General features: G+C 73.3%; 22 protein-coding genes and 1 riboswitch. Of the genes, 11 read left to right on the top strand and 11 right to left on the bottom strand.

Annotated features, from left to right (window positions below):
- Nucleotides 1-11: 11 nt before the first annotated feature.
- The 10 genes from cobI to KUM38_RS36290 form a co-directional block, all read right to left on the bottom strand.
- Entirely contained in the window at nt 12-743 is a 732-nt protein-coding gene (cobI, locus tag KUM38_RS36335) for a precorrin-2 C(20)-methyltransferase (RefSeq protein WP_217136106.1), read from the bottom strand.
- Nucleotides 740-2218, bottom strand: a complete 1479-nt coding sequence (locus KUM38_RS36330; RefSeq protein ID WP_217136105.1) for a cobyrinate a,c-diamide synthase — start codon at nt 2216-2218, stop codon at nt 740-742. Before KUM38_RS36330 ends, cobI begins: the two co-directional genes overlap by 4 nt.
- A complete protein-coding gene (gene cobO / locus KUM38_RS36325; protein ID WP_217136103.1) occupies nt 2212-2811 on the bottom strand; it encodes a cob(I)yrinic acid a,c-diamide adenosyltransferase in 600 nt (199 codons plus the stop codon). Before cobO ends, KUM38_RS36330 begins: the two co-directional genes overlap by 7 nt.
- A complete protein-coding gene (locus KUM38_RS36320; protein ID WP_217136101.1) occupies nt 2811-4811 on the bottom strand; it encodes a putative cobaltochelatase in 2001 nt (666 codons plus the stop codon). Before KUM38_RS36320 ends, cobO begins: the two co-directional genes overlap by 1 nt.
- A gap of 169 nt (nt 4812-4980) precedes the next feature.
- Nucleotides 4981-8631: a cobaltochelatase subunit CobN gene (cobN, locus tag KUM38_RS36315; protein ID WP_217136098.1), complete on the bottom strand. Its 3651-nt coding sequence runs from the start codon at nt 8629-8631 to the stop codon at nt 4981-4983.
- Entirely contained in the window at nt 8628-10139 is a 1512-nt protein-coding gene (locus KUM38_RS36310; protein ID WP_217136096.1) for a cobyric acid synthase, read from the bottom strand. The genes cobN and KUM38_RS36310 overlap by 4 nt, the downstream gene beginning before the upstream one ends.
- Nucleotides 10136-11077 (bottom strand): cobalamin biosynthesis protein, encoded by a 942-nt coding sequence (locus tag KUM38_RS36305; RefSeq protein ID WP_217136094.1) that lies wholly within the window; start codon nt 11075-11077, stop codon nt 10136-10138. Before KUM38_RS36305 ends, KUM38_RS36310 begins: the two co-directional genes overlap by 4 nt.
- A 120-nt stretch (nt 11078-11197) precedes the next feature.
- Nucleotides 11198-11336: riboswitch (cobalamin riboswitch) on the bottom strand.
- A 167-nt stretch (nt 11337-11503) separates the two neighbouring features.
- Nucleotides 11504-11725 carry a hypothetical protein gene (locus KUM38_RS36300; protein WP_217136093.1) on the bottom strand — a complete coding sequence of 74 codons (222 nt, stop codon included), beginning with the start codon at nt 11723-11725 and terminating at the stop codon, nt 11504-11506.
- A 31-nt stretch (nt 11726-11756) separates the two neighbouring features.
- Nucleotides 11757-13019 (bottom strand): inorganic phosphate transporter, encoded by a 1263-nt coding sequence (locus tag KUM38_RS36295; protein ID WP_217136091.1) that lies wholly within the window; start codon nt 13017-13019, stop codon nt 11757-11759.
- A 166-nt stretch (nt 13020-13185) separates the two neighbouring features.
- On the bottom strand, nt 13186-13944 hold the full coding sequence (locus tag KUM38_RS36290; protein WP_217136090.1) for a lysozyme: 759 nt from the start codon (nt 13942-13944) through the stop codon (nt 13186-13188).
- Between the two features lie 186 nt (nt 13945-14130).
- On the opposite strand from KUM38_RS36290, the gene KUM38_RS36285 reads away from it, so the two are divergent.
- The 6 genes from KUM38_RS36285 to KUM38_RS36260 all read left to right on the top strand — a co-directional run bounded on the left by KUM38_RS36285 (nt 14131) and on the right by KUM38_RS36260 (nt 21367).
- A complete protein-coding gene (locus KUM38_RS36285; RefSeq protein ID WP_217136089.1) occupies nt 14131-14880 on the top strand; it encodes a class II aldolase/adducin family protein in 750 nt (249 codons plus the stop codon).
- 203 nt (nt 14881-15083) lie between these two features.
- Complete coding sequence (locus tag KUM38_RS36280; RefSeq protein ID WP_308409138.1) at nt 15084-16211, top strand: alpha/beta fold hydrolase; 1128 nt, start codon at nt 15084-15086, stop codon at nt 16209-16211.
- 244 nt (nt 16212-16455) lie between these two features.
- On the top strand, nt 16456-17886 hold the full coding sequence (locus KUM38_RS36275) for a hypothetical protein (protein WP_217136834.1): 1431 nt from the start codon (nt 16456-16458) through the stop codon (nt 17884-17886).
- Nucleotides 17887-18281: 395 nt separating this feature from the next.
- Complete coding sequence (locus KUM38_RS36270) at nt 18282-19880, top strand: ABC-F family ATP-binding cassette domain-containing protein (RefSeq protein ID WP_217136087.1); 1599 nt, start codon at nt 18282-18284, stop codon at nt 19878-19880.
- Nucleotides 19881-20235: 355 nt separating this feature from the next.
- The gene (locus tag KUM38_RS36265) at nt 20236-20457 is read left to right on the top strand and encodes a helix-turn-helix domain-containing protein (protein WP_016826854.1); all 222 of its coding nucleotides are present in this window, start codon (nt 20236-20238) and stop codon (nt 20455-20457) included.
- 106 nt (nt 20458-20563) lie between these two features.
- Entirely contained in the window at nt 20564-21367 is an 804-nt protein-coding gene (locus KUM38_RS36260; protein ID WP_217136085.1) for an enoyl-CoA hydratase/isomerase family protein, read from the top strand.
- A 110-nt stretch (nt 21368-21477) separates the two neighbouring features.
- Here KUM38_RS36260 and KUM38_RS36255 read toward each other — a convergent pair whose 3' ends face one another.
- Nucleotides 21478-22206 carry a nucleopolyhedrovirus P10 family protein gene (locus KUM38_RS36255; RefSeq protein ID WP_217136083.1) on the bottom strand — a complete coding sequence of 243 codons (729 nt, stop codon included), beginning with the start codon at nt 22204-22206 and terminating at the stop codon, nt 21478-21480.
- 86 nt (nt 22207-22292) lie between these two features.
- Here KUM38_RS36255 and KUM38_RS36250 point away from each other — a divergent pair, with 86 nt between their 5' ends.
- The 5 genes from KUM38_RS36250 to amaP are packed head-to-tail and all read left to right on the top strand — an operon-like array spanning nt 22293 to nt 24567.
- A complete protein-coding gene (locus KUM38_RS36250) occupies nt 22293-22787 on the top strand; it encodes an Asp23/Gls24 family envelope stress response protein (protein ID WP_217136081.1) in 495 nt (164 codons plus the stop codon).
- Between the two features lie 25 nt (nt 22788-22812).
- The gene (locus KUM38_RS36245; protein WP_215204723.1) at nt 22813-22998 is read left to right on the top strand and encodes a hypothetical protein; all 186 of its coding nucleotides are present in this window, start codon (nt 22813-22815) and stop codon (nt 22996-22998) included.
- Nucleotides 22995-23375, top strand: a complete 381-nt coding sequence (locus tag KUM38_RS36240) for a hypothetical protein (protein WP_217136079.1) — start codon at nt 22995-22997, stop codon at nt 23373-23375. The genes KUM38_RS36245 and KUM38_RS36240 overlap by 4 nt, the downstream gene beginning before the upstream one ends.
- Nucleotides 23372-23986, top strand: coding sequence for a DUF6286 domain-containing protein (locus KUM38_RS36235; protein ID WP_217136077.1), 615 nt, complete (start codon nt 23372-23374; stop codon nt 23984-23986). Before KUM38_RS36240 ends, KUM38_RS36235 begins: the two co-directional genes overlap by 4 nt.
- 2 nt (nt 23987-23988) lie before the next feature.
- The gene (gene amaP, locus KUM38_RS36230) at nt 23989-24567 is read left to right on the top strand and encodes an alkaline shock response membrane anchor protein AmaP (protein WP_217136075.1); all 579 of its coding nucleotides are present in this window, start codon (nt 23989-23991) and stop codon (nt 24565-24567) included.
- The last annotated feature ends 8 nt before the right edge of the window (nt 24568-24575 follow it).

The raw sequence follows: 24575 nt of genomic DNA, 5'->3' as shown, positions 1-24575 counted from the left end.
CCTGCCCCCGCTCACAGCTTGCCGCCCCGCCCGCCGTCCCGCCGCGGCGGCGCGATGAGCGTCGACAGATACGGCAGCGGCGCCCCGTCCAGCTCGGCGGCCGGCCGGACCGACTCCTCCGGCAGCCCGAGCGCCGACCCCCACACCGCGTCGCCGATCCGCCCGGTCTCCCGCAGCGCCTCGGCGACCTCACCGGCCTGCCGCCCGAACTTGTACGCGACGACGGTCCCGGGCCCGGCCAGCGCGTCCTTCAGCACGGCGGCCCCCGCGGTCACCGGAACCAGCGTGAGCGGCTCGGTCCCCTCGGTCAGCACGGCCCCGGAACGCGCCGCGAGCTCCTGCATGGCGGTGATCCCCGGAACGGTCTCGACGACGGTGTCCGGCACCAGCTCCACGATGGTCTGGGCGAGATACGTGAACGTCGAGTACACGTTGGGGTCCCCGATGGTCGCGAAGGCGACGGACCCGTGCTCCCGCAGCAGCCCGGCGACCCGCTCACCGGCGGCGTCCCAGGCCGCCTCGCGCCGCGCCCGGTCGGTCCGCTCGTTCAGCGCGAACACCACCCGGACGACCTTCTCGGCGGGCGCGTAGTGCAGCACGGTCGCCTCGGCCCGCCCCCGCTCGCCGGAGTCCATGACGGGCACGACGACGACATCGGCCGCACGCAGGGCATTGACCCCCTTGACGGTCACCAGCTCCGGATCCCCGGGCCCCACCCCGACCCCGATCAGCCTGCTGCTCATGATGTCCGGCACCTCTCCACGAACCGACGGGCGACACCGGGCTCGGACGCCCAGTGCGTGTGCAGATAGCTCGCGTGCACACCACGCTGTACGAATCCCTCGACGCGCCGCTCGGGCGCCCGCATCCCCCAGGCGGGCCGCGCCCCGGCGCCGGGCTCGACGACGGTCCGGTGGAACTCGTGCCCCCGCATCCGCGTCCCGGCGGCGGCCAGCGCGCTGTCGCCCACGGCCACGGCGTCCCGGTAACCCAGGGTCAGCCGCTCCGACATCCGCGCGGAGGCGTCCAGCACCCCGCACATGGGCAGCCCGTCCAGCTCCCGGCACAGATACAGCAGCCCGGCACACTCGGCGGCGACGGGAGCACCGCTCAGGGCCAGCTCGGCAACGGCCTTGCGCAACGACTCGTTGGCGGACAACTCGGAGGCGTACACCTCGGGAAACCCCCCACCGATGACCAGCCCGGCGGTCCCCTCGGGCAGCTCCTCGTCCCGCAACGGATCAAAGCCGACAACCTCGGCCCCGGCAGCGGTCAGCAACTCGGCATGCTCGGCATACGAGAACGTGAAGGCGCTCCCACCCGCGACGGCAACCCTCACAGCCCGTCCGGCACCATCCAGCCCGTCCGGCGTTTGAGGACGAGGCCCGTCCAGGGCCGAAAGGGGGTCTGGGGGCACAGCCCCCAGGGACGGGACGGGAAGGGGCGGCGGGGGCGAAGAAACCAAAGCCTCACCCGCATCCAAAGCCTCACCCGCATCCCAAGCCGCACAGGGCAACGCCCCCGCACTCCGCGCAAGCGCGACCAACGCCGACAGATCACACCCGGAGGCCACCTGCGCGGCCATCGCGGAAACAGCCTCGACAGCCACAGAGCCCCGCTCGGCAACCGGCACCAACCCCAGATGCCGAGACGGCGTCTCCACCTGAGCAGCCCGCCGCAAGACACCGAGCACCGGCACCCCGACAGACTCCAACGCCTCCCGCAACAACCCCTCGTGCCGATCCGAAGCGACCTTGTTCAGGATCACGCCCCCGACCCGCACCTCCGGATCCCAGCTCACGAACCCGTGCACCAGCGCCGCGACCGACCGCGACTGCGACGACGCGTCGACGACCAGCACGACCGGCGCCCGCAACAACTTCGCCACCTGCGCGGTCGACGCCAGCTCCCCTTCCCCCGCGGCCCCGTCGTACAGCCCCATCACCCCCTCGACGACGGCGACGTCACACCCCCGCGCACCGTGCGCGAACAGCGGAGCCACCAGCTCCGGCCCGCACAGATACGCGTCGAGGTTCCGCCCCACCCGGCCGGTGGCCAGCGAGTGATACCCGGGATCGATGTAGTCGGGCCCCACCTTGTGCGGAGACACGGCGAACCCCCGCGCGGACAGCGCGGCCATCAACCCCGTGGCGACGGTGGTCTTGCCGCTCCCCGACGAGGGCGCGGCAATCACCAACCGGGGAACAGAGCTCACCACTCGATGCCCCTCTGCCCCTTCTGCCCGGCATCCATGGGGTGCTTCACCTTGGACATGTCGGTCACGAGGTCGGCGAACCCGACCAGCTTCTCCGGCGCGTTCCGCCCCGTGATCACCACGTGCTGCGTCCCCGGCCGCTCCCGCAGCACGGACACGACCTCGTCGGTGTCCACCCACCCCCAGTGCATCGGGTAGGCGAACTCGTCGAGCACGTACAGCCTGTACGTCTCGGCGGCGAGATCCCGCTTGACCTGCTCCCAGCCCTCGCGGGCCTTCTCCTCGTTGTCCATCTGCTGATCGCGCTGCACCCACGACCAGCCCTCACCCATCTTGTGCCAGTCGACGGTCCCGCCCTCACCGCTGGCACCCAGCACGCGCAGCGCGTTCTCCTCGCCGACCTTCCACTTCGCCGACTTGACGAACTGGAACACCCCGATCGGCCACCCCTGGTTCCAGGCCCGCAAGGCAAGACCGAAGGCAGCGGTGGACTTGCCCTTCCCCACACCCGTGTGCACGACGACCAGCGGCCGATTACGTCGCTGACGCGTCGTCAGCCCGTCATCGGGTACGACACTCGGCTGTCCCTTCGGCATTACGCGGCCCTCCTCGACGTCCCCTGCACATCCCTGACCAGCCCGGCGATCGAGTCGGCCCGCAACTCGTCCAGCGTCACGGCACTGCCGCCCAGCTCACCGGCCAGCCGTCCGGCAAGCCCCAGCCGTACCGGCCCCGACTCGCAGTCCACGACCACCGACGCGACCCCCTCGGCCGCGAACAGCCGCGCCGCACGCGAGGCCAGCGCGACCGGCTCGGGCCCACCGGTCGCCCGCCCGTCGGTCACCACCACGACCAGCGCCCGCCGCGCCGGGTCCCGCAACCGCTCCACCCGCAGCACGTCGTGCGCCTTGAGCAGCCCCGCCGCCAGCGGGGTCCGCCCGCCGGTCGGCAGCGACTCCAGCCGGGCCGCCGCGGCGTCCACCGACGACGTGGGCGGCAGCGCCACATCGGCCGCCGACCCCCGGAAGGTCACCAGACCCACCTTGTCCCGCCGCTGGTAGGCGTCGAGCAGCAGCGACACCACGGCACCCTTCACGGCACTCATCCGCTGCCGCGCCGCCATGGACCCGGAGGCGTCCACGACGAACAGCACGAGGTTCGACTCACGCCCCTCGCGCGTGGCCTGCCGCAGATCGTCCCGGCGCACCACAAGACCCGGCCCGGACCGCCCCCGCGCCCGCTGATGCGGCGCCGCAGCCTGGACGGTGGCGGCCAGGTGCAGCTTGGTCAGCGCACCGTTCGGCCGTCGTGCCCCCGTCGTCCGCCCGTGCTCGGTCCGCGCCCGCGACCGCCGCCCGGCGTCACCCTCACCGATCCCGGGCACGCTCAGCACCTTGGTACGGAACGGCTCGGCGGCACCCACCGGGGACCGCTCACCGGAGCCGGCCCCCGCGGGCTGCTCGACCTCCCCGGCTTCCCCGGCCTCGGCCGGAGCCTCCGCGTCACCACCGCCCTCCGGACCCTCCACGGGCGGCTGCCCGCCACCCCCGTCGGGCCCGTCCGGATCGGTGTCGGGATCGTCGTCGCCCCCGAACTCCTCCAGCGTCTCGTCGAGCTTGTCCTCGTCGAGGCCCGGCGCATCGAAGGGATTCCGCCTGCGCCGGTGGGGGAGGGCCAGCAGCGCCGCCTGCCGCACGTCCTCGGCGAGCACATCCGTCCGCCCGGCCCAGGCGGCCAGCGCGGTCGCCGTACGCGCCATCACGATGTCGGCCCGCATGCCGTCCACCTCGAACGCACTGCACACCGTCGCGATCTGCCGCAGCGCCGAGTCACCGAGGCGCACCTGCGGCAACAACGAGCGGGCGGCGATGATCCGTTGCCGCACCGCGGCCTCCTCGTCGACCCAAGACGCGGCGAAGGCGGCCGGATCGTCGTCGTACGCCAGACGCCGCCGGACGACCTCCACCCGCTGGTCGGGTTCGCGCGAGGCGGCCACCTCGACGGTCAGCCCGAACCGGTCAAGCAACTGGGGCCGCAGTTCGCCTTCCTCGGGATTCATGGTCCCGACGAGCAAAAAGCGAGCGGCATGCCGTACGGAGACACCCTCGCGCTCGACGTACGAGGCACCCATGGCGGCAGCGTCGAGCAACAGGTCGACCAAGTGGTCGTGCAACAAGTTGACTTCGTCGACGTAGAGGATCCCCCGGTGTGCCTGCGCCAGCAGACCCGGCTCGAAGGCCTTCACACCCTCGGCCAGCGCCCGCTCGATGTCGAGCGCGCCGACCAGCCGGTCCTCGGAGGCGCCTACGGGCAGTTCGACCATGCGGGCGGGCCGTGCGGCACCGCCGCCGGTTTCGTGCGGCCCGTCAGGACAGGCCGGGTCCGGAGTCGAGGGATCACAGGAGAAGCGACAGCCGGGCACCACGGCGACCTCCGGCAGCAGCGCCGAGAGCGCGCGCACCGCCGTCGACTTCGCCGTGCCCTTCTCACCGCGCACCAGCACGCCGCCGATGTTCGGTGCGACAGCGTTGAGAAGCAGGGCGAGTTGCAGATCCCGCTGACCGACGACGGCTGTGAAAGGGAAATGCGTGCTCACGCGGTGTTCCCTCCTACGAGTGAAAGGGGATGGGAAAGGTGGCTCCAAGGGGCCTGGCCGGGCAGCTTGGACGGGTGCTCCCGGCTTGTGCCGGGATGGTCCGGCCGTGAGCCCCGCGGTTGGTGGCGTGCTGGTGTGCTCCCCGCACACGCGGGGATCGGGCGGAAGGTCACTCGTCTCCCTCCAGATCTCCCTCAAGTTCGAGGTAGGTCGCCCGGAGCCGGTCCAGGGTCTCCTGGTCCGGCTCCGCCCAGAGGCCACGGTCCGCCGCCTCCAGAAGGCGTTCCGTGATGCCCCTCAAGGCCCACGGGTTGGACTTCTTCATGAAGTCCCGGTTCTCCGGGTCGAAGACGTACTCCGCGCTGAGCTTCTCGTACATCCAGTCGTCCACGACCCCGGCCGTGGCGTCGTACCCGAAGAGGTAGTCGACGGTCGCCGCCATCTCGAAGGCACCCTTGTAGCCGTGCCGCCGCATCGCCGCCATCCAGCGCGGGTTGACCACGCGGGCGCGGAACACCCGGTGCGTCTCCTCGCCGAGCGTCCGGGTCTTCACCTGGTCCGGGGTGGCCGAGTCACCGACGTACGCCTCCGGACTCGACCCCGTCAGGTGTCGCACCATGGCGACCATGCCGCCGTGGTACTGGAAGTAGTCGTCGGCGTCGACGAGGTCGTGCTCGCGGGTGTCCACGTTCTTCGCGGCGACCGCGATCCGCCGGAACGCCGTCTCCATGTCCCCGCGCGCCGCGCGCCCGTCGAGCCCGCGCCCGTAGGCGTAGCCGCCCCACACCGCGTACACCTCGGCGAGGTCGGCGTCGGAGCGCCAGTTCCGCGCGTCGATCAGCGGCAGCAGACCGGCCCCGTACGCGCCCGGCTTGGAGCCGAAGACGCGCGCCGTGGCCCGCCGCCGGTCGCCGTGCTCGGCGGTGTCCGCGTCGGCGTGCGCCCGTACGTAGTTGGACTCGGCGGGCTCGTCCAGCTCCGCCACCGCCCGCACCGCGTCGTCGATCAGCCCCACCACGTGCGGGAACGCGTCCCGGAAGAACCCGGAGATGCGGACCGTGACGTCGATGCGCGGCCGGCCCAGCTCCTCGAGGCCGACCACCTCGAACCCGGTCACCCGCCTCGACGCGTCGTCCCACACCGGACGGCACCCCAGCAGCGCGAGGATCTCGGCGATGTCGTCGCCCTGGGTGCGCATCGCGGACGTGCCCCAGACCGTGAGGCCGACGGACTTCGGGTACTCACCGGTGTCGCTCAGGTACCGCTGGATCAGCGAGTCCGCCAGCGACTGCCCGACCTCCCAGCTCAACCGGGACGGAATGGCCTTCGGGTCGACGGAGTAGAAGTTCCGCCCGGTCGGCAGCACGTTGACCAGCCCGCGCGTGGGTGAACCCGACGGACCCGCCGGGACGTAACCGCCGTCCAGCGCCCGCAGGATGTGCCCGATCTCGTCCGTCGTCCGGGCCAGCCGGGGCACGACCTCCTCGCACGCGAACCGCACCACGGCCACCGCGTCGGGCAGTTCGGTGCCCAGCACCTCCCGCACCAGCGCGGGGACCGCGTCGGCCGCCCAGCCGCGTTCCTCCATCCCCTCCGCGATCCGCCGGCACAGCTGCTCCAGCAGGTCGATCGCGTCGGCGGCCGAACGCGCCGGGCCGTCCACCAGGTCCGTCAGCTCCACCGGCGCCTTCACCGGCGCGCCCGGCTCGGCCAGCAGCTCCTTCTCCACCAGCCCGAAGTGCTCGGCCAGGGACGCCCGCAGGCCCGGCAGCGCGTTCGCCTGCCCGCCCCACACCTGCGAGGCGCGCAGCACGGCCAGCACGAGGTTGACGCGCGGCTCACCGACCGGGCCGCCGCCGAGGATGTGCAGCCCGTCGCGGATCTGCACGTCCTTGATCTCGCACAGGTAGCCGTCGATGTGCATGACGAACTCGTCGAACGCGTCGTCGTCCGGCTGGTCGTCCACGTGCAGGTCGTGGTGGAGCTCGGCCGCCTTGACCAGCGTCCAGATCTGCGCGCGGACCGCCGGCGCCTTCACCGGGTCCAGGTCGGAGACGAGCGCGTACTCGTCGAGCAGCTGCTCCAGCTTCGCCAGATCGCCGTAGGTGTCGGCGCGCGCCATCGGCGGCACGAGGTGGTCGACGACCGTGGCGTGCCCGCGCCGCTTGGCCTGGGTGCCCTCGCCGGGGTCGTTGACGATGAACGGGTAGATCAGCGGCAGGTCGCCGAGGACCGCGTCGGGCGCGCACCCGGCGCTCAGGCCGAGGCCCTTGCCGGGCAGCCACTCCATCGTGCCGTGCTTGCCCATGTGCACGATCGCGTCGGCGCCGAAACTGTTCTCCAGCCACCGGTAGGCGGCCATGTAGTGGTGCGACGGCGGCATGTCGGGGTCGTGGTAGATCGCGATCGGGTTCTCCCCGAAGCCGCGCGGCGGCTGGATCATGACGACGACGTTCCCGAACCGGAGCGAGGCGAGCACGATGTCGTCCCCGTCCACATACAGCGAGCCCGGCGGCTCTCCCCACGCCTCCCGCATCCCGTCCCGCAGCTCCGGGTCCAGCTTCTCGAACCACGCCCGGTAGTCCGCCAGCGGCACCCGCGCGGGCGCCGCCGCCAGCTGGTCCTCCGTCAGCCACTCGACGTCGTGGCCACCGGCCTCGATGAGCCGGTGGATCAACTCGTCGCCGCCGGACGGGTACTCGGTCAGCGAGTACCCGGCGTCCCGCAGCGCGTCCAGCACCCGCACCGCCGAGGCCGGGGTGTCCAGCCCCACCGCGTTGCCGACGCGGGAGTGCTTGGTCGGGTAGGCGGTGAAGACCAGCGCGAGCTTCTTGTCGGCGTTCGGCTTGTGCCTGAGCGCCGCGTGCCGTACGGCGATCCCGGCGACCCGCGAGGCCCGCTCGGGGTCGGCGACGTAGACCGGCACCTCGTCGGGGCCCTGCTCCTTGAAGGAGAACGGCACGGTGACCAGGCGCCCGTCGAACTCCGGGATCGCGACCTGCATCGCCGCGTCCATGGGGGAGAGGGCGGCGTCCGACTCCTCCCAGGCGGCCCGGGAGGAGGTGAGGCAGAGCCCCTGGAGCACCGGGACGTTCAGGTCGGCCAGCGCGCCGATGTCCCACGCCTCCTCGTCGCCGCCCGCCGACGCCTGCGAGGCGTGCGTGCCGCCCGCCGCGAGGACGGTGGCGACCAGGGCGTCGGCCCGGCTCAGCAGCTCGTACAGCCCGGCGTCCGCGCCGCGCAGCGAACCGCAGTACACGGGCAGCGCGTTGGCGCCGTGGGCCTCGATGGCGTCGCACAGCGTGTCGACGAAGGCGGTGTTGCCGCTGAGCTGGTGGGCGCGGTAGAAGAGCACGCCGACCGTCGGGCGGCCCTCGGTGAACGCCCGCTCGCCGTGGAGGCCGTACTCCGGCATCTTCCGCGGCTCGTCGAAGCCCTCGCCGGTCAGCAGCACGGTGTCGGACAGGAACCGGGCGAGCTGGGTGAGGTTGTCGGGCCCGCCCTCGACGAGATAGCGCAGCGCCTCCGCCACCACCCCGGCCGGCACCGACGACTCCGCCATCAGCTCCGCGTCCGGCACGGACTCGCCGCCCAGCAGGACGGTCGGGACGCCGGCGGCCTTCAGCGCCGCGAGTCCGTCCTCCCAGGCCCGCTTGCCGCCCAGCAGGCGCACGACGGCGACGTCCGCGCCCTCGACCAGGCCCGGCAGCTCCTCCCGTACGTCGACCCGGGTCGGGTTGCCGATCCGGTAGGCGGCGTCCGACGCACGGGCCGCCAGCAGGTCCGTGTCGGCGGTCGACAACAACAACACAGTGCTCATGCGGGCGCTCCCGGTGGAATGAAGGGCAGTCCTTGCGGCGCGCCGGACTCGATGAGCCGCCACAGCGCGTCCGTGTCCGCGTGCTGTTCGATCAGATCGCCGAGCCGGTCGAGCTGCTCCTCGCGCAGCGCGGCGAACGAGGTGTCGGGGGCCGGCACGAAGCGGCGGCCCGCGGCGGCGGCCACCTCGCGCAGGAAGGCCCGCCGGAAACCGTCCGACTCCAGTGAGCCGTGCCAGTGCGTGCCCCAGGTCTGTCCGACCCGGCAGCCGTCCAGGAAGGGTTCCCCGCCCTGGACTTCGGCGACCCCGTGATGGATCTCGTACCCCTCGACGGGCTCCCCGAGGGCTTCGCCCGACGGACGCGTGAGGGTCTTCTCCCGCGCGAACCGCACCCGCACGGGCAGCACCCCGAGGCCGTCCACGTGGCCCCGGCGGCTCTCCACGTCGTCCTCGATGTGCTCGCCGAGGACCTGGAAGCCCCCGCAGATCCCGAGCACGGGCCGCCCCTCGGCCGCCCGCCGCTTCAGCGCCCGGGCGAGTCCGCGCTCCCGCAGCCACTCCAGGGCCCGTACGGTCCCGCGGGTGCCCGGTACGACCACGAGGTCGGCGTCGGCCAGCTCCTCGGGGCGGTCCACGAACCGCACCACGACGCCCGGTTCGGCGGCGAGCGCGTCCACGTCGGTGAAGTTGGACATCAGCGGCACCGCGCAGACGGCGACCCGCAGCACGTCCTCGCCGACCGGCGCGGCGACCACGGACTCCCGTACGGCGCCGCGCAGCGACACCCTGAGTCCGTCCTCCTCGTCGATGCCGAGGCCGTGCCGGAAGGGCAGCACGCCGTACGCGCGCCGTCCGGTCAGGCCGTGCAGCATCTCCAGGCCCGGTTCCAGCAGCGACACGTCGCCCCGGAACTTGTTCACCAGGAACCCGGCGACGAGCTCCTGGTCCTCGGGGGAGAGCAGGGCGACGGTGCCGAAGAAGGACGCGAAGACGCCGCCCCGGTCGATGTCGCCGACCACCAGGACCGGCAGCCGGGCGCCCCGGGCGATCCCCATGTTCACGATGTCGGTGCGCCGCAGATTGATCTCGGCCGGGCTGCCGGCCCCCTCGCAGATCACCGCGTCATACGTGCCCCGCAACTGCTCCAGACAGTCCAGCACGGTGCCCAGCAGCCGCTGCTGCCGCCCGCCGTGGTACCCGCGTGCGCTCAGCTCGCCGACCGGCTTGCCCAGCAGCACCACCTGGCTGGACTGCTCGCCGCCCGGCTTGAGCAGCACCGGGTTCATCAGCGCGGCCGGCTCGACCCGGCAGGCCTGGGCCTGCATGGCCTGCGCCCGCCCGATCTCGGCGCCCTCCCGGGTCACGAACGAGTTCAGCGACATGTTCTGCGCCTTGAACGGCGCGACCTTCACACCCTGCCGCACCAGCCACCGGCAGATCCCGGCGGTCACCACGCTCTTGCCGGCGTCCGAGGTGGTCCCGGCGACCAGCAGACCCCCACCGCTCACGATGCACGTCCCTTCATGACGCTCCGCGCGAGGACGCCGGCCCCGAGCGCGAGCCAGCCGACCCGCCGCGAGAGCCGTACCGCCCGGTCGATGTCGGACACGGCGACGGCACGCCCGCCGCCGTTGAGCACGGGCCGGTGCTCGACCCGTCCGCCGTAGGAGAGGGTCCCGCCGAGCCGTACGCCGAGCGCGCCCGCGAAGGACGCCTCGACGGGCCCGGCGTTGGGGCTGGGATGCTTCGCCGCGTCCGCGCGCCACGCCCGCACGGCCCCGCGCGGGTCAGGTCCCGCGAGCGCGGCGAGTACGGCGGTCAGCCGCGCCCCGGGCCACCCGGCGACGTCGTCGAGGCGGGCGGAGGCCCAGCCGTAGCGGCGGTGACGGGGGGACTTGTGGCCGACCATCGCGTCCAGCGTGTTGACGGCCCGGAACCCGAGGAGGCCCGGCACCCCGGCGACGGCACCCCACACCAGCGCGCCCACCACGGCGTCGGAGGTGTTCTCGGCGACGGACTCGACCACCGCGCGGGCGATCCCGTCGGCGTCCAGCGCCTGCGGGTCCCGGCCGCACAGGTGCGGCAGCCGCGCCCGGGCCGCCTCGACGTCCCCGGCCTCCAGCGCCCGCCCGATGGTGCGGGCCTCCCGGGCCAGTGAGGTCCCGCCGACGACGGCCCAGGTGGCGACACCGGTCAGGGCGGTGGAGGCGGCGGGGGAGGAGCGTACGAGGCGTGCGGCGAGGCCGCCCAGCGCGACCGTTCCGCCGACGCACACGGCGGTGTGCACCGCGCCCCGGCCCCGGTCGTCCCGCCACAGCACCCGTTCCACGGCAGCCGCGGCCCGCCCGAAAGCGGCGACCGGATGCCCCCGGCGGGGATCGCCGAGCAGCAGGTCGCCGAGGAGGCCGGCGGCGGCGCCGTACGCGAACACGCGATCGGCACCCATGGGTCAGCCGGCCGAGGATCCGGAAGGGAGGGCCCCGGGAAGGGGCGGAGCGTCGCTGATCGACCTCGGCAGGCAGCCGCGCATGGCGTTATGTCCTCACTCAGGGTGTCCACGCCCTGGTTCGACGAGACCGGCGGTGAGAGTTCCTGGCTCCCGGGGTGTCTACCCCGGTGACAGTGGCGGGACCGCGCCGGAATCGCACCGGCTTCCTCTCCTGCCGCCGTAGTGGCTGAGGCAGTCCACCACGGCCCCGGAAGGGCCGTCAACTTGCCGTTGACCTGCGAGGCTGAAGTGTGCTGAGGCCCACAGAGGGGCTTCGGTGGGTGAACCGCGGGCGGGGGTGCGTGGGCGGGGGTGCGCACACGCGAGCGGGCGGTGCGGGTGCCGAGGCTCCCGCACCGCCCGTCGGACGGAGACGATCTGTGATCAGGCCATGATCAGGTAGATCCCGTACCCCACCGCCGCCGCGCACGCCGCGAAGCAGGCGTAGGCGGCGCTGACCGCCAGGGCCGCGGACTCGCCCTGCGCGGCGGCCCGCTCGCGGCGGGACAGGCCGTTGATGCCGAGGGTGAACAGACCCACCAGGGCCACGGTGACCACGAGGCTGACGCCGAAGACGGAACCGAGGGCCGCCCAGTCGATCTTCATGGTGTTCTTCTTCCTGCGTACCGGGACGCGGTCAGACGGTCGTCGTGGCCGGCGGGGCCGCCGGCGCCGCCGGGTCGGTGGGGGCCGGGGCCGGGATGGTGGCCGAGAGGTCCTCGGCCACGGTGCCCGCCGGGGGCGGGGTGACGGCGGCCATGGCCGTGGTCACCACACCGGCCGGCTCCTCGTCGGCGCCGTCGTGGTCGTTGACGTTGGTGTGGTCGACGACCTCGCGCCGGGAGATCTTCCAGATCGCGGCGCTGGAGGTGATCAGGAAGACGGCCACGAGGGCGGTGCCCCAGTCGCCGAAGCCGCAGACCCACTCGGCGAGCGCGGCGACCAGGGCCGCCGCCGGCAGCGTCAGGCCCCAGGCGACGAACATCCGGGTGGCCGTCGACCAGCGGACGACACCGCCCTTGCGGCCCAGGCCCGCGCCCATCACGGAACCGGAAACGGAATGCGTGGTGGAGAGGGAGAAGCCGAGGTGCGAGGAGGCCAGGATGACCGTCGCGGCGCTGGTCTGGGCGGCGAAGCCCTGCTGCGGCTGGAGGTCGGTCAGGCCCTTGCCCATGGTGCGGATGATGCGCCAGCCGCCGAGGTAGGTGCCGAGCGCGATGGCGATGCCCGCGGAGAGGATGACCCACAGCGGAGGGTCGGAGTCGGGGGCGACGGCACCGCCGGCGACCAGGGCGAGGGTGATGATGCCCATCGTCTTCTGGGCGTCGTTGGTGCCGTGGGCCAGGGAGACCAGGCCGGCGGAGGCGATCTGTCCGGTGCGGTAGCCCTTCGCGGAGGCGTTGGTCTCGGCCTTCCGGCCCAGGCGGTAGGTCAGCCGGGTGGCGAACATCGCGGCGATCCCGGCCACCAGCGGGGCGGCGATCGCGGGGATCAGGACCTTGGTGACGAGGACGTCGCCGTGCACCGCGCCGAGGCCGGCGGAGGCGACGGTGGCGCCGATCAGACCGCCCATGAGGGCGTGCGAGGAGCTGGACGGCAGGCCGACCAGCCAGGTCAGGAGGTTCCAGAGGATCGCGCCGACCAACGCGGCGAAGATGACCTCGGGACGGATGCCGGACTCGTCGACGAGTCCTTTGGAGATCGTGTTGGCGACCTCCACCGAGAGGAAGGCGCCCACAAGGTTCAGCACGGCGGACATGGCCACCGCGACCTTGGGCTTGAGGGCACCGGTTGAAATGGTCGTCGCCATCGCGTTCGCGGTGTCGTGGAAACCGTTCGTGAAATCGAACGCGAGTGCGGTCACCACCACAATCGCGAGGATCAGCGAGAAGCTTTCCATTTACCCAGGCATTCGTTCGAGGTCATTGGTTGGTCGAACGTAGGTAACCAGGGTGAACGGAAGATGAACTGGAATGGGCATCGCGGTGACCGTAAGAGGGGGTGGGCGCTCCGCCGGACGGCGCAGCCGCCGCCGTGTGGCGCGGGAGGCCCCGCGGTGCGGGCCTTCAGGAGCCCTGGGCGAACCTCTTCATCCGGTCGAGTGAGCCGTTGAAGAGATTCTGGTCACCCGGAAGCGTGCCGCCGCCGTTGTCGTACTGCCAGAAGGTCCACGTCGACCAGCCGGCGGGCAGCGGGCCGGGGCCCGACGCGTCGTACCGGGCGATCCACAGGGCGTGGTCGGCGGCGAAGGCGCGGCTGTTCCCGGTGCAGGTGTTCCACCAGTGGGTGGTCGTGTGGATCACCGGGCGGTGGCCGGTGAGCCGCCGGACCTCGTCGCTGAAGGACCGGATCCAGCCGGTCGTCCGTGTCCTGCTCAGCCCGTAGCACCTGTGCTTCTTGTCGTACGGGTCGTGCTCGAGGTCGAGCGCGGGCGGCAGGGTCCGGCCGTCGGCGGTCCAGTCGCCGCCGTGGCGGACGAAGTGGGCCGCCTGGGCGCGGCCGGAGGACCGGTCCGGCAGGGCGAAGTGGTAGGCGCCGCGCAGCAGCCCGGCGCGGTGGGAGCCCTGGTACTGCTGGGCGAAGTACGGGTTGCGGTAGGTGGTGGACTCGGTCGCCTTCACGTAGACGAAGCGGGCGCCCCCGGCCTTCGCGGACGGCCAGTCCACGTTCTTCTGGTGCGACGAGACGTCGTGCCCCGTCGGGCGGCTCGCCGCCGACGCGGGAACCTCGGCGAGCAGGGTGCCGCCGAGGGCGAGCGCGGCCACGGAGGCGGTGAGCAGGCGGCGGCCGCGGAGGCGGGGCGACGGTGTGTGATCACGGGCCATGTTTCCCCCCGGAATGGCGACGTGGTGCACGAGAGGCCCCAGACGCTACGGGAAGATCGTTGAATGGCTGACGATCTCCGGCCAAGAGGAATCGAAGGGGTGTATGTGCTGGTATGCACCCTTACGGAGGATCGGCTTCCGGCCTACAGTGCCCCGGGCCGGTGAGCCGCCTGGCAGGATCGCGGCATGGCTGAGCAGCGGCGGGACGGACGGGAAGCGGGGGGTGCCGGGGGCGGCGCCCGGGACGTGGGGGATCCGCGGGGGAGGCGTGTGCGCGAGGAGGAGGCGCGCGCCTGGGCGGACCTCGTCGGCACCGCGCGCCGGACCGTCGCCGACGGGCTCGTCGTCGGTACCTCCGGCAACGTCTCGGTACGGGTCGGTGAGACCGTCCTGGTCACACCGTCGGGAGTGCCGTACGACCGGCTGACCCCGGACGATGTGACGGGTGTCGACCTCACCGGCCGGCAGGTCCTCGGCACGCTCGTCCCCACCAGCGAGCTGCCCATGCACCTGGCCGTCTACCGGACCACCGGCGCGCACGCCGTCGTGCACACGCACGCCGTGCACGCGACGGCCGTCTCCACGCTCCTCGACGAGCTGCCGCTGATCCACTACATGGCCGCGGCACTCGGCGGACCCGTCCGGGTCGCCCGCTATGCGACGTACGGCACGGACGAATTGGCCGAGAACATGCTCCGCGCCCTCGACGGCCGCACCGGCTGCCTCCTGCGGAACCACGGCACCGTCACCCACGGCACGACCCTCGCCCAGGCCTACGACCGCACGGCCCAGCTGGAGTGGATGTGCCGCCTCTGGCTGACCGCGTCCTCGGTCCCGGGCCTGTCCCCGCACCTGCTGACCCCGGAGCAGCTGGCGGAGGTGGGGGAACGCCTGCGGGGGTACGGGCAGCGAACCGGCCCGTCCGGGGGAGCTTGAGGACGAGGCCCGCTCAGGGCCGAAGGGGGGCTGGGGGCGCAGCCCCCAGGGGCGGGTGGGAAGGGGAGGCGGGGGCGAGAACCCCGCCCCAGGATTCCTCGCCCGCGTGACACTGAGTCCCGTGGGCGGGCAGACGCGCCGGCGCCGTCCGGCCGTACGGCGCCCACTGGCCGGGTACACGTTCCGCCATGACACTGGAGAACGTGCGCACTGCCAGAGCGACGGCCGCTGCCGTCACCGCCGTGATAGGGGCCGGCGCCGCCGCGGTGGCCGTCGGCCGGTTCGCCAGCGACGCCGCGCTCAGGACGCCCCCGGGCGGTCCCCTGCCCACCGAACCCGGACTCACCGTCCACGCCACCGCCGCCGGTCAGATCGCCCTCACCCGGGATTTCGCCACCCTGCGGCCCGGACGCCACGGTCTCACCGGGGACGGCTTCCACGCGGTCGTCGGACCCGTACTGCCCGGCACCCCGGACTCCGCCGACACCGTCGTGCGCCGCCTCGAACGCGTCACGTACGGCACTCCGGAGCCCGGCGACCGCGCCTGGCTCACCCCGAACCTGTACGTCGGCGACCCGGGCGGCGCCCTCGGCCTGGACCACACCGACCTCGAGATCCCCGGCGAACTCGGCCCCCTGCCCGCATGGTTCGTGCCGGGTGCCCGGGACACCTGGGTGGTCGCCGTCCACGGCCTCGGCACCACCCGGGAACACACCATGAACCTCATGGAGTTCCTGCACCGCCACCGCTTCCCGGTGCTCGCCCCCGCCCACCGGGGCGACCCCGGCGCGCCGCGCTCCCCGGACGGCCTCAACCACCTCGGCGAGACCGAGTGGCACGACCTCGACGCGGCGCTCCACCACGCCGTGGACTCCGGCGCCCGCCAGGTCGTCCTGTACGGCTGGTCCACCGGCGCGACCATGGCGCTGCGCGCCGCCGCCCGTTCCGAGGTGCGCGCACGCGTCGCCGGTCTCGTCCTCGACTCCCCGGTGCTCAGCTGGGAGGCGACCCTGCGCGCCCTCGCCGCGGCCCGGCACACCCCGGGCGTGCTGCTGCCGCTCGCGGTCCGCGCCGCCCAGGGACGCACGGGCCTGTACGGCGACCGCAGGCCCGGCGCCGTCCACCTGGACCGGATCGCGGTCCCCACGCAGATCTTCCACGGCCCCGACGACACGGTGGCGCCGTGGCGGTTCTCCCGCCGCCTCGCCGCCGACCACCCGAACACCATCACCCTGCACACCGTCAGGGGCGCCCCGCACGGCGCGATGTGGAACGCCGACCCGGGGGCCTACGAAGAGGCGCTGCGGCGCTTCCTCACCCCTCTGATGTGACCGCCCGGAGGGAGCACCGGACAGCCGGTGCCGAGGATTCCGTTTATGGCCGTACCAGTGGCCTGAATCCCGCCCCGCGGACCCGTCCGGGGCCGAGGCGCGAGTCGTCCCGGAGTCCCCGTCGACATTCCGTTTGGGTTTTCGGACCGTCAACCGAGAGACTGCACCCGTGACGTCCCGTATCCCGCGCGACTCCAGGCTCCGACTCGTCCGCCCGCGACCCCTGGCCGCCGCCCCCAGAGCGATGAACCAGCGGCGCTCGCGCCGCCCCGCGCCACGCCCCCCGGAGGGCACGCCGGCACCGGCGGAGCTGGCCAGAATGGCGCGCTCCGGTCTGGCCGCCGCGGCCCGCGTCGCCCGCTGGGCCGACGCCGCCCTCGGCCCCGGCGGGGACAGCGCCACCGCCGACGGCAAGGCCACCCTCTCCGACGCGACCGCCGAACGGGCGGCCCGTGCTCTGGGCCTGACCCCCGCTCAGGTCCGCGCCGACTGGGACACCGCCCGCCTGGCCGGCCTCATCGAGGTGCACGGCGACAGCGCCCGCCCGGGCTGGCGGCTGCGCGCCTGGGACCGCGACGACAGTGCCGTGCTGCGCGGCTGGGTCGCCCTCTGCGACGCCTGGTCGCTCGCCCACCCGGAACCCGAGGAGTACGAGGCCGCCGCCGTCGCCGAGGTCGTCACGGCCATGCCGCAGGTCCTCTCCTTCCTCCAGCTCTCCGCCGGCCCGGTCCCCGTGCCCCAGCTCCTCGACCTCCTCCAGCAGCGGGTCACCGAACTCCGCACGGAACGCTGCGAGGTCGACTACGCTCCACCGCCCGAGGCCTCCCGGTCGTCCGACGCGCCGGGGCCGGACACGTCCGGAGCCGCCGGGGCCCGGTCCGGGCCCGAGCCCGGGCTCAGACCCAGGGTGCCGCTCCAGCGGCCCCGGCCCGCGCTCGCCGGGCCCGCCGCCGACGCCCCGCTCGAGCCGCTGCTCGACTGGGCGCTGCGCGCCCTCGCCTCCGTCGGTGCCCTCACCTACGGCGACGGACAGGCCACGCTCACCCCGCTCGGCAGCTGGGCGGTGTGGGTCAAGCTGGAGCAGATCTGCGTCGCCGCGCAGAGCCCCGCCGGGAACATCGAGCAGGGCGCCGAGGACATGCTGCGCGGCTGCGCCCAGCTGCGCCCCAACGCGGCCCGCGCCGAATACCGCGCCTGGCTCGCCGCCCGGCCGGTCGGCAGCGCCGTCACGGAGCTGATCGACGCCGCCCGGGGCGAGGACGCCCTGCTGCGCGGCCTCGCCTTCGAGGCGCTGCGCGTGGTCGGCGCCCCCGCCGAGCCCGAGGTCCGCACCGTGCTCGACGAGCCGACGCTGCGGCCGTACGCCCTGCTGTGGCTCGCCGAGCACGACGGCGCCGACCCCGAGGACGCCCACGAGGTCCTCACCCGCGAGGAGGCCACCTGGCTGTGGGTGGACACCGCGGCCGCCGTCGCCGACCACGGCGAGGCCCCGCTGCTGGTCCGCCACCTGGAGTCCGCGGTCCAGCCGACCGTCCCCGCGCTGCTCACCGAGGTGCGCGCCGTCGGCCACCCGCGCACCGTCCAGGTCCTGGTCGCCCTGGCCGCCGCCCACCCCGACCCGGCCCTGGCCAAGGCGGTCCGACGGGCCGCCTTCCAGGTGCACAGGGGCGGCTGACCGGGCTCCGGGCTCCGGCCCGGACCGGGCTCCCGCCGCGGGCCGCGGCCCGCGCGGTCGAGGGAGCCGTGCCCCCGGTCCGCCGGGGGCACCGGGATCCCGCGCGCCGGTGGTGTGCGTCGGCGTCGTCCACGACGGCGTACACCCCGGCCCCGGGCCCGCGCCCTCCACCGTCGCGTCGAACACCCTGCAGCGCCCCTTCGCGCCCGGCGTCACCGTGCCGTCCCCGCCCCCGTGCACCGGCCGCTGACGACCGCCGGGCACACCCGCACCCAGAAAAAGTGGTTGCACGGCCCCGTTAGAATGGCTCGCATGGCCATTCTCCTCGCGCATTAGACGGCGGGAACGTCCTCAGCCGCCCCCACCGCCACCCACACCCGCCCAGGAGTCTGTCCGTGATCTCCGCCTCCGGCATCGAGCTGCGCGCCGGTGCCCGCGTCCTCATCGAAAGCGCCACCTTCCGCGTCGCCAAGGGCGACCGCATCGGCCTCGTCGGCCGCAACGGCGCAGGCAAGACCACCCTCACCAAGGTCCTCGCCGGCCAGGGCATCCCCGCCGCCGGCAACGTCACCCGCTCCGGCGAGGTCGGCTACCTGCCCCAGGACCCCCGCACCGGCGACCTCGACGTCCTCGCCCGCGACCGCATCCTCTCCGCCCGCGGCCTCGACGTGCTGATCCGCAAGATGCGCGAGAACGAGCAGCGCATCGCCAACGGCCAGGGCGCCACCCGCGAGAAGGCGCTCAAGCAGTACGAGCGCCAGGAGACCGAGTTCCTCACCAAGGGCGGATACGCCGCCGAGGCCGAGGCCGCCACCATCGCCGCCGCGCTCAACCTGCCCGACCGTGTGCTCGGCCAGCCCCTGCACACCCTCTCCGGCGGTCAGCGCCGCCGCGTCGAGCTCGCCAGGATCCTGTTCTCCGACGCGGACACCCTGCTCCTCGACGAGCCGACGAACCACCTCGACGCCGACTCGATCGTCTGGCTGCGCGACTACCTGAAGACCTACCGCGGCGGCTTCATCGTGATCTCCCACGACGTCGACCTGGTCGAGACGGTCGTCAACAAGGTGTTCTACCTGGACGCCAACCGCGCCACGATCGACGTCTACAACATGGGCTGGAAGCTCTACCAGCAGCAGCGCGAGGCCGACGAGAAGCGCCGCCGGCGCGAGCGGCAGAACGCCGAGAAGAAGGCCGCCGCGCTCAACGCGCAGGCCGACAAGATGCGCGCCAAGGCCACCAAGACGGTCGCCGCGCAGAACATGGCCCGCCGCGCGGAGAAGCTGCTGTCCGGCCTGGAGGAGGTCCGCCAGTCCGACAAGGTGGCCAAGCTGCGCTTCCCCGAGCCCTCGCCCTGCGGCAAGACCCCGCTGATGGCCGAGGGCCTGTCGAAGTCGTACGGCTCCCTGGAGATCTTCACCGACGTCGACCTGGCCATCGACAAGGGTTCCCGGGTCGTCATCCTCGGCCTCAACGGCGCCGGCAAGACCACCCTGCTGCGGCTCCTGGGCGGTGTCGAACAGCCGGACACCGGCGCCGTCGTCCCCGGCCACGGCCTCAAGCTCGGCTACTACGCCCAGGAGCACGAGACCCTCGACCCCGACCGCACGGTCCTGGAGAACATGCGCTCCGCCGCGCCCGACATGGACCTCGTCGAGGTCCGCAAGGTGCTCGGCTCGTTCCTGTTCTCCGGCGACGACGTGGACAAGCCGGCCGGTGTCCTCTCCGGCGGCGAGAAGACCCGTCTGGCGCTGGCGACCCTCGTGGTCTCCTCGGCGAACGTGCTGCTGCTCGACGAGCCGACCAACAACCTCGACCCGGCCAGCCGCGAGGAGATCCTCGGCGCGCTGCGCACGTACAAGGGCGCGGTCGTCCTCGTCACGCACGACGAGGGTGCCGTCGAGGCGCTCCAGCCGGAGCGGATCATCCTGCTGCCGGACGGCGTCGAGGACCTGTGGGGCGCCGACTACGCGGACCTGGTCGCCCTCGCCTGAGAGACGTCAACCGGGGTTGATCGAAGAGGTGATCCACTGCGTATGGATCATTCGGCCCATCGGTGATCCATCATTCGTGTGAGATCTCCTCATCCCGAGGTGTGTCCTACACGGATTTCACGGCCGAGCTCCCGGCGTACCGGGGCTCGGCCGTCGCGCCTTTCTGACCTGGCACTTCATGGAAGGACCCGTTCGGAGGTACCACCGGCACACTGCGGAATTCTTGATTCCGTATGTGGGGATGCACTCCCGTCGTCACAACCTTGTCTCACCGACCTTGCCGAATGGGTGGCCATGAAGGCCGGGAGGGGTGATCATGAGGAGACCAGAGCGCACTTCCCATGAGGAGGCACGGGTGGCCGAGACTCTGAAGAAGGGCAGCCGGGTGACCGGCGCCGCGCGCGACAAGCTCGCGGCAGACCTGAAGAAGAAGTACGACGCCGGTGCGAGCATCCGGGCGTTGGCCGAGGAGACCGGCCGCTCGTATGGCTTTGTGCACCGCATGCTCAGCGAATCGGGCGTCACGCTGCGAGGGCGTGGCGGGGCGACACGGGGCAAAAAGGCTCCTACGGCCTGACCTCGGGCGCCCCGCTCTCCCGATGGTGGCCACCCGGTCGGCCGACTGACCGGCTGGGTGGTTACTGTGCAGTCACTTGGATGACCGCACCCATCGGAGGCGCCCCATGGCTTCGTCCGCCCAGGACCTCGGTCCCGTACTCGACAAGGACGGCGTACGGCTCACCGTCGACGACGCGATCGCCACGGTGACGCTGACCAACCCGGCCAAGCGCAACGCGCAGAGCCCCGCTCTGTGGCGGGCGCTGACCGAGGCGGGTCGGCTGCTGCCCGGCTCCGTCCGGGTCGTGGTGCTGCGCGGGGAGGGCAAGTCCTTCTCCGCCGGGCTCGACCGGCAGATGTTCACGCCCGAGGGAATCGAGGGCGAGCCGTCGTTCATCGACCTGGCGCGTCGCGACGACGCCACGCTGGACGCGACCATCGCCGAGTACCAGGAGGCGTTCACCTGGTGGCGGCGCAGCGACATCGTGTCCATCGCGGCTGTCCAGGGGCACGCCATCGGGGCCGGGTTCCAGCTGGCCCTCGCCTGTGACCTGCGCGTCGTCGCGGACGACGTGCAGTTCGCCATGCGCGAGACCAGCCTCGGTCTCGTCCCCGACCTGACCGGTACGCATCCGCTGGTCGGCCTCGTCGGATACGCCCGCGCGCTGGAGATCTGCGCGACCGGGCGCTTCGTCACGGCCGAGGAGTCCGTGAACACCGGCCTGGCCAACCTCGCCGTGCCCGCGGCCGACCTGGACGCGGCGGTCCAGGACCTCGCCGCGGCCCTGCTGGCCGCCCCCCGGGACGCCGTCATCGAGACCAAGTCCCTGCTCCGCGGAGCCCAGAACCGCACCTACGACGAACAACGCACCGCCGAACGAGCATCCCAGTCCCGCCGCCTCCGCGACCTGGCCGGCCTCGGCGAATAACCCAGCCGCTGCCCACGGGCAGTCGTGCCGCTGGGGCGGCACGGGTGGGCGCGACGGCACCCCGTAAGCACCGGGCTGCGCGAACACCCCACCCCGGCGGACCACCCCGGTCAGTCGACCGCGGTGATCAGCACGGCCACCGTGGGCCCACCCGGCAGAGCGGACGCCACCGCCGAACGAACCTCCCGAGCCACGTCCAGCGGACGGGTGTCCGCCACGACCGCGAGTTCCACACGCACGTGACGGCGGGGCAGCGCGTTCTCACCCGGATGCTCGGCCAGGTGCACGGACCGCCCCAGCGCACCCGCCAACCGGCTCACCCCCGGCACAGCGCGCGCCGCCACCGCGACACGCCCCGCCTCGGAGCCGGGATCCGACGGCTCGGACACCGCTTCCCGCCCCGGCTCCACAACCGGCTCCACAACCGGCTCCGGCTCCGCATCCAGCAACTCCGTCACCCGCAGATCCACCGACGTGACGGACAACCCGACCCGCTCCACCGCCGCTTCCGCCAGCACCGCCCGCAGCCGCGACGCCGTCACCGGCACCGGCTCCGCCGCCGTGGCCGCGAACTCGACGGCCAGCCGCAACGGCCCCGGCGGCAGCGCGCTCGGCGGAGGCGGCACGACCGGCTCGCCCGTCGCCGCCTCCGGATCGGCGAGCCCGATCCGCACACCGTCCAGGCGTACGCCCGGCGCATCCCGTGCCACCGTGCGCCGCAGGACCGCCTCCGCCGCCCGCTCCGTGATCCACGCGCCGTCGCGCGGTCCTCCCAGGGGCAGGATCCTGCCCAGCCCCACCTGGTGCCGTACCGCCCGAGTCCACCGGTCCGTCGTCATTCCTCCAGCCTGACGCATTCCCGGCGCGGTATCGGGCAACCGCGCATACGGTGGTCGAAGGAGGACGATCGGAGGGATGTGCGGCGATGACCGACATGACCGAGGGCGGCCCGGTACGGGCCCCCGCCCCGGAGAAGAACCTCTTGGAGACCACCCCCCGCAGGGGCCAGGGGACGCGGCGCGGCGGCGGTGACCCCGCGGCCCGCGGCCGTACCACCATCGCCGACGGTGTCGTGGAGAAGATCGCGGGGCTGGCCGCGCGGGACGTGCTCGGCGTGCACGCCATGGGCAGCGGCCTGTCACGGACCTTCGGCGCCGTACGCGACCGGGTGCCCGGCGGCTCGAAGTCGGTGACGCGCGGCGTGAAGGCCGAGGTCGGCGAGTTGCAGACCGCGCTCGACCTGGAGATCGTCGTCGACTACGGCGTGTCCATCGCCGACGTCGCCAGGGCCGTACGGGAGAACGTCATCGCGGCGGTCGAGCGGATGACCGGCCTGGAGGTCGTCGAGGTCAACATCGCGGTGAGCGACGTGAAGCTGCCCGAGGAGGAGGACGAGGAGCCGGAGACCCGCCTCCAGTGAGGCCAGGTGAGCGGAGGAGCGCACCATGAACATGGCCGTGGTCGGCATGATCGCCGGCATGGCGTTGGGCTTCGCCGGATACTTCGGCGGATTCGGGGCCTTCCTGCTGGTGGCGGCGCTGGGCGCCGTCGGCTTCGTCGTCGGGCGGTTCCTCGAGGGGGACCTGGAACTCGGCGACTTCTTCCGTCCCCGTGACGAACGGCGGCGGTGACGGCGGTGAGCACGATCGCCGAGCCCGGCCGGGGCCCGGCCGCCGTCGCGCCGGGCGAGCGCGGGGCGACCAGGATCGCCGACCGGGTGGTCGCGAAGATCGCCTCGCAGGCGGCCCGCGAGGCGGTCGGCCCCCTGCCGCCGGGCGCCGCTCCGCCGCACGCCACGGTGGTGGTGCGCCATGAGGCCGCCCGGGTCCGGGTGCACGTCGAACTCGACTACCCCGGTGACATCGGCGGCCGGTGCGCGCGGGTGCGGCGCCAGGTGGTCGACCGGGTGCGCTCCCTGGCGGGGACGCACGTGCCGGAGGTCGTCGTCCTGGTCGAACGGCTGCACCTGACGGCCGCGCCGGAAGCGGCCCGGGGGAGGACGCGATGAGCGACCCCGAGGGCACGGTCCTGGAGAAGGACCCGCCGCCCGCGGAGGAGCCCGGCGGCTCCGGCGGGCACCGGCGCTTCTGGTCGGCCCGCCGGGCCCCCGCGGGCCTGGTCGCGCTGCTGACCCTGCTGATCACGGGCGCGTTCCTGTACGACGTCGTCGCCGTGCGGGCCCACCGCGCCGCGCTGGGCTGGCGCCGGGAACTGGCCCGGCAACTCGCCGAACGGCCCCTGGACGACATCTGGGTGCTGACCGGTGCCGGTGTCGCCACCGCCCTCGGACTCTGGCTGCTGCTGCTCGCCCTGACCCCCGGCCTGCGCGCCCTGCTCCCGATGCGTCCCACGGATCCCGACGTCCGCGCGGGACTGCACCGGGACGCCGCCGCCATGGTGCTGCGGGACCGGGCCCTGGAGGTGGCGGGCGTACGGTCGGTGCGGGTCAGGGTGAAACGCACCCGCGCGGACGTCCGCGCGGTGTCGCACTTCCGTGAACTGGACGACGTACGAGCCGACTTGACCGCGGTGCTCGACGACGCCGTGGAAGGTCTCGGCCTGGCCCGGCCGCCCTCGCTGTCGCTGCGCGTACGGCGGCCCGGCAGGAAGGGGCGGTAGAGGTGCTCAAGGGAGTCAACCGGGTGCTGCTCGGAATCGTGGGGCTGGTGCTGGTCGTCCTCGGCGGGCCCGTGCTGGCGATCGGGCTGGGGGCGCCGGCGCCCTCCTGGTGGCCGCACGACGGACGGCACGACGTACTGCTGGACGAGGCCGCGCGGACCCGGTGGCGGGACGAGGGCTGGTGGTGGCCGGTCGTCATCGCCGTTCTCGCCGTCCTGGTCCTGCTCTCCCTGTGGTGGCTGCTCGCGGTGCTGCGCAGGCGGCGACCGGCGGAGGTACTCGTCGACACCGGCGACGGCGAAGACGCGTCACTGCGCAGGCGGGCCCTGGAACAAGCCCTGGCCGAGGAGGCGAGCCACCTGGACGGCGTGGACCGGGCCCACGTCCACCTCACCGGCCGCCGACGCGCCCCGAAGGCCCGCGTACTCCTCCTCCTGCAACCCCACATCGACCCCGGAACCACCCTGCGATCCCTGACGAAGGGCCCCCTCACCCACGCCCGGAACTCCACAGGCCTCCCCACCCTCCCCACGGAGACCCGCCTACGAGCCGTAAAACACCGCCCGGAACGAGTCACGTAACCGCGGGC

Source organism: Streptomyces sp. AC558_RSS880 (genome assembly GCF_019049255.1).
Taxonomy (GTDB): domain Bacteria; phylum Actinomycetota; class Actinomycetes; order Streptomycetales; family Streptomycetaceae; genus Streptomyces.
The sequence above is the reverse complement of the archived record's forward strand: the minus strand, read 5'-3'. Positions and strand labels throughout refer to the sequence as shown.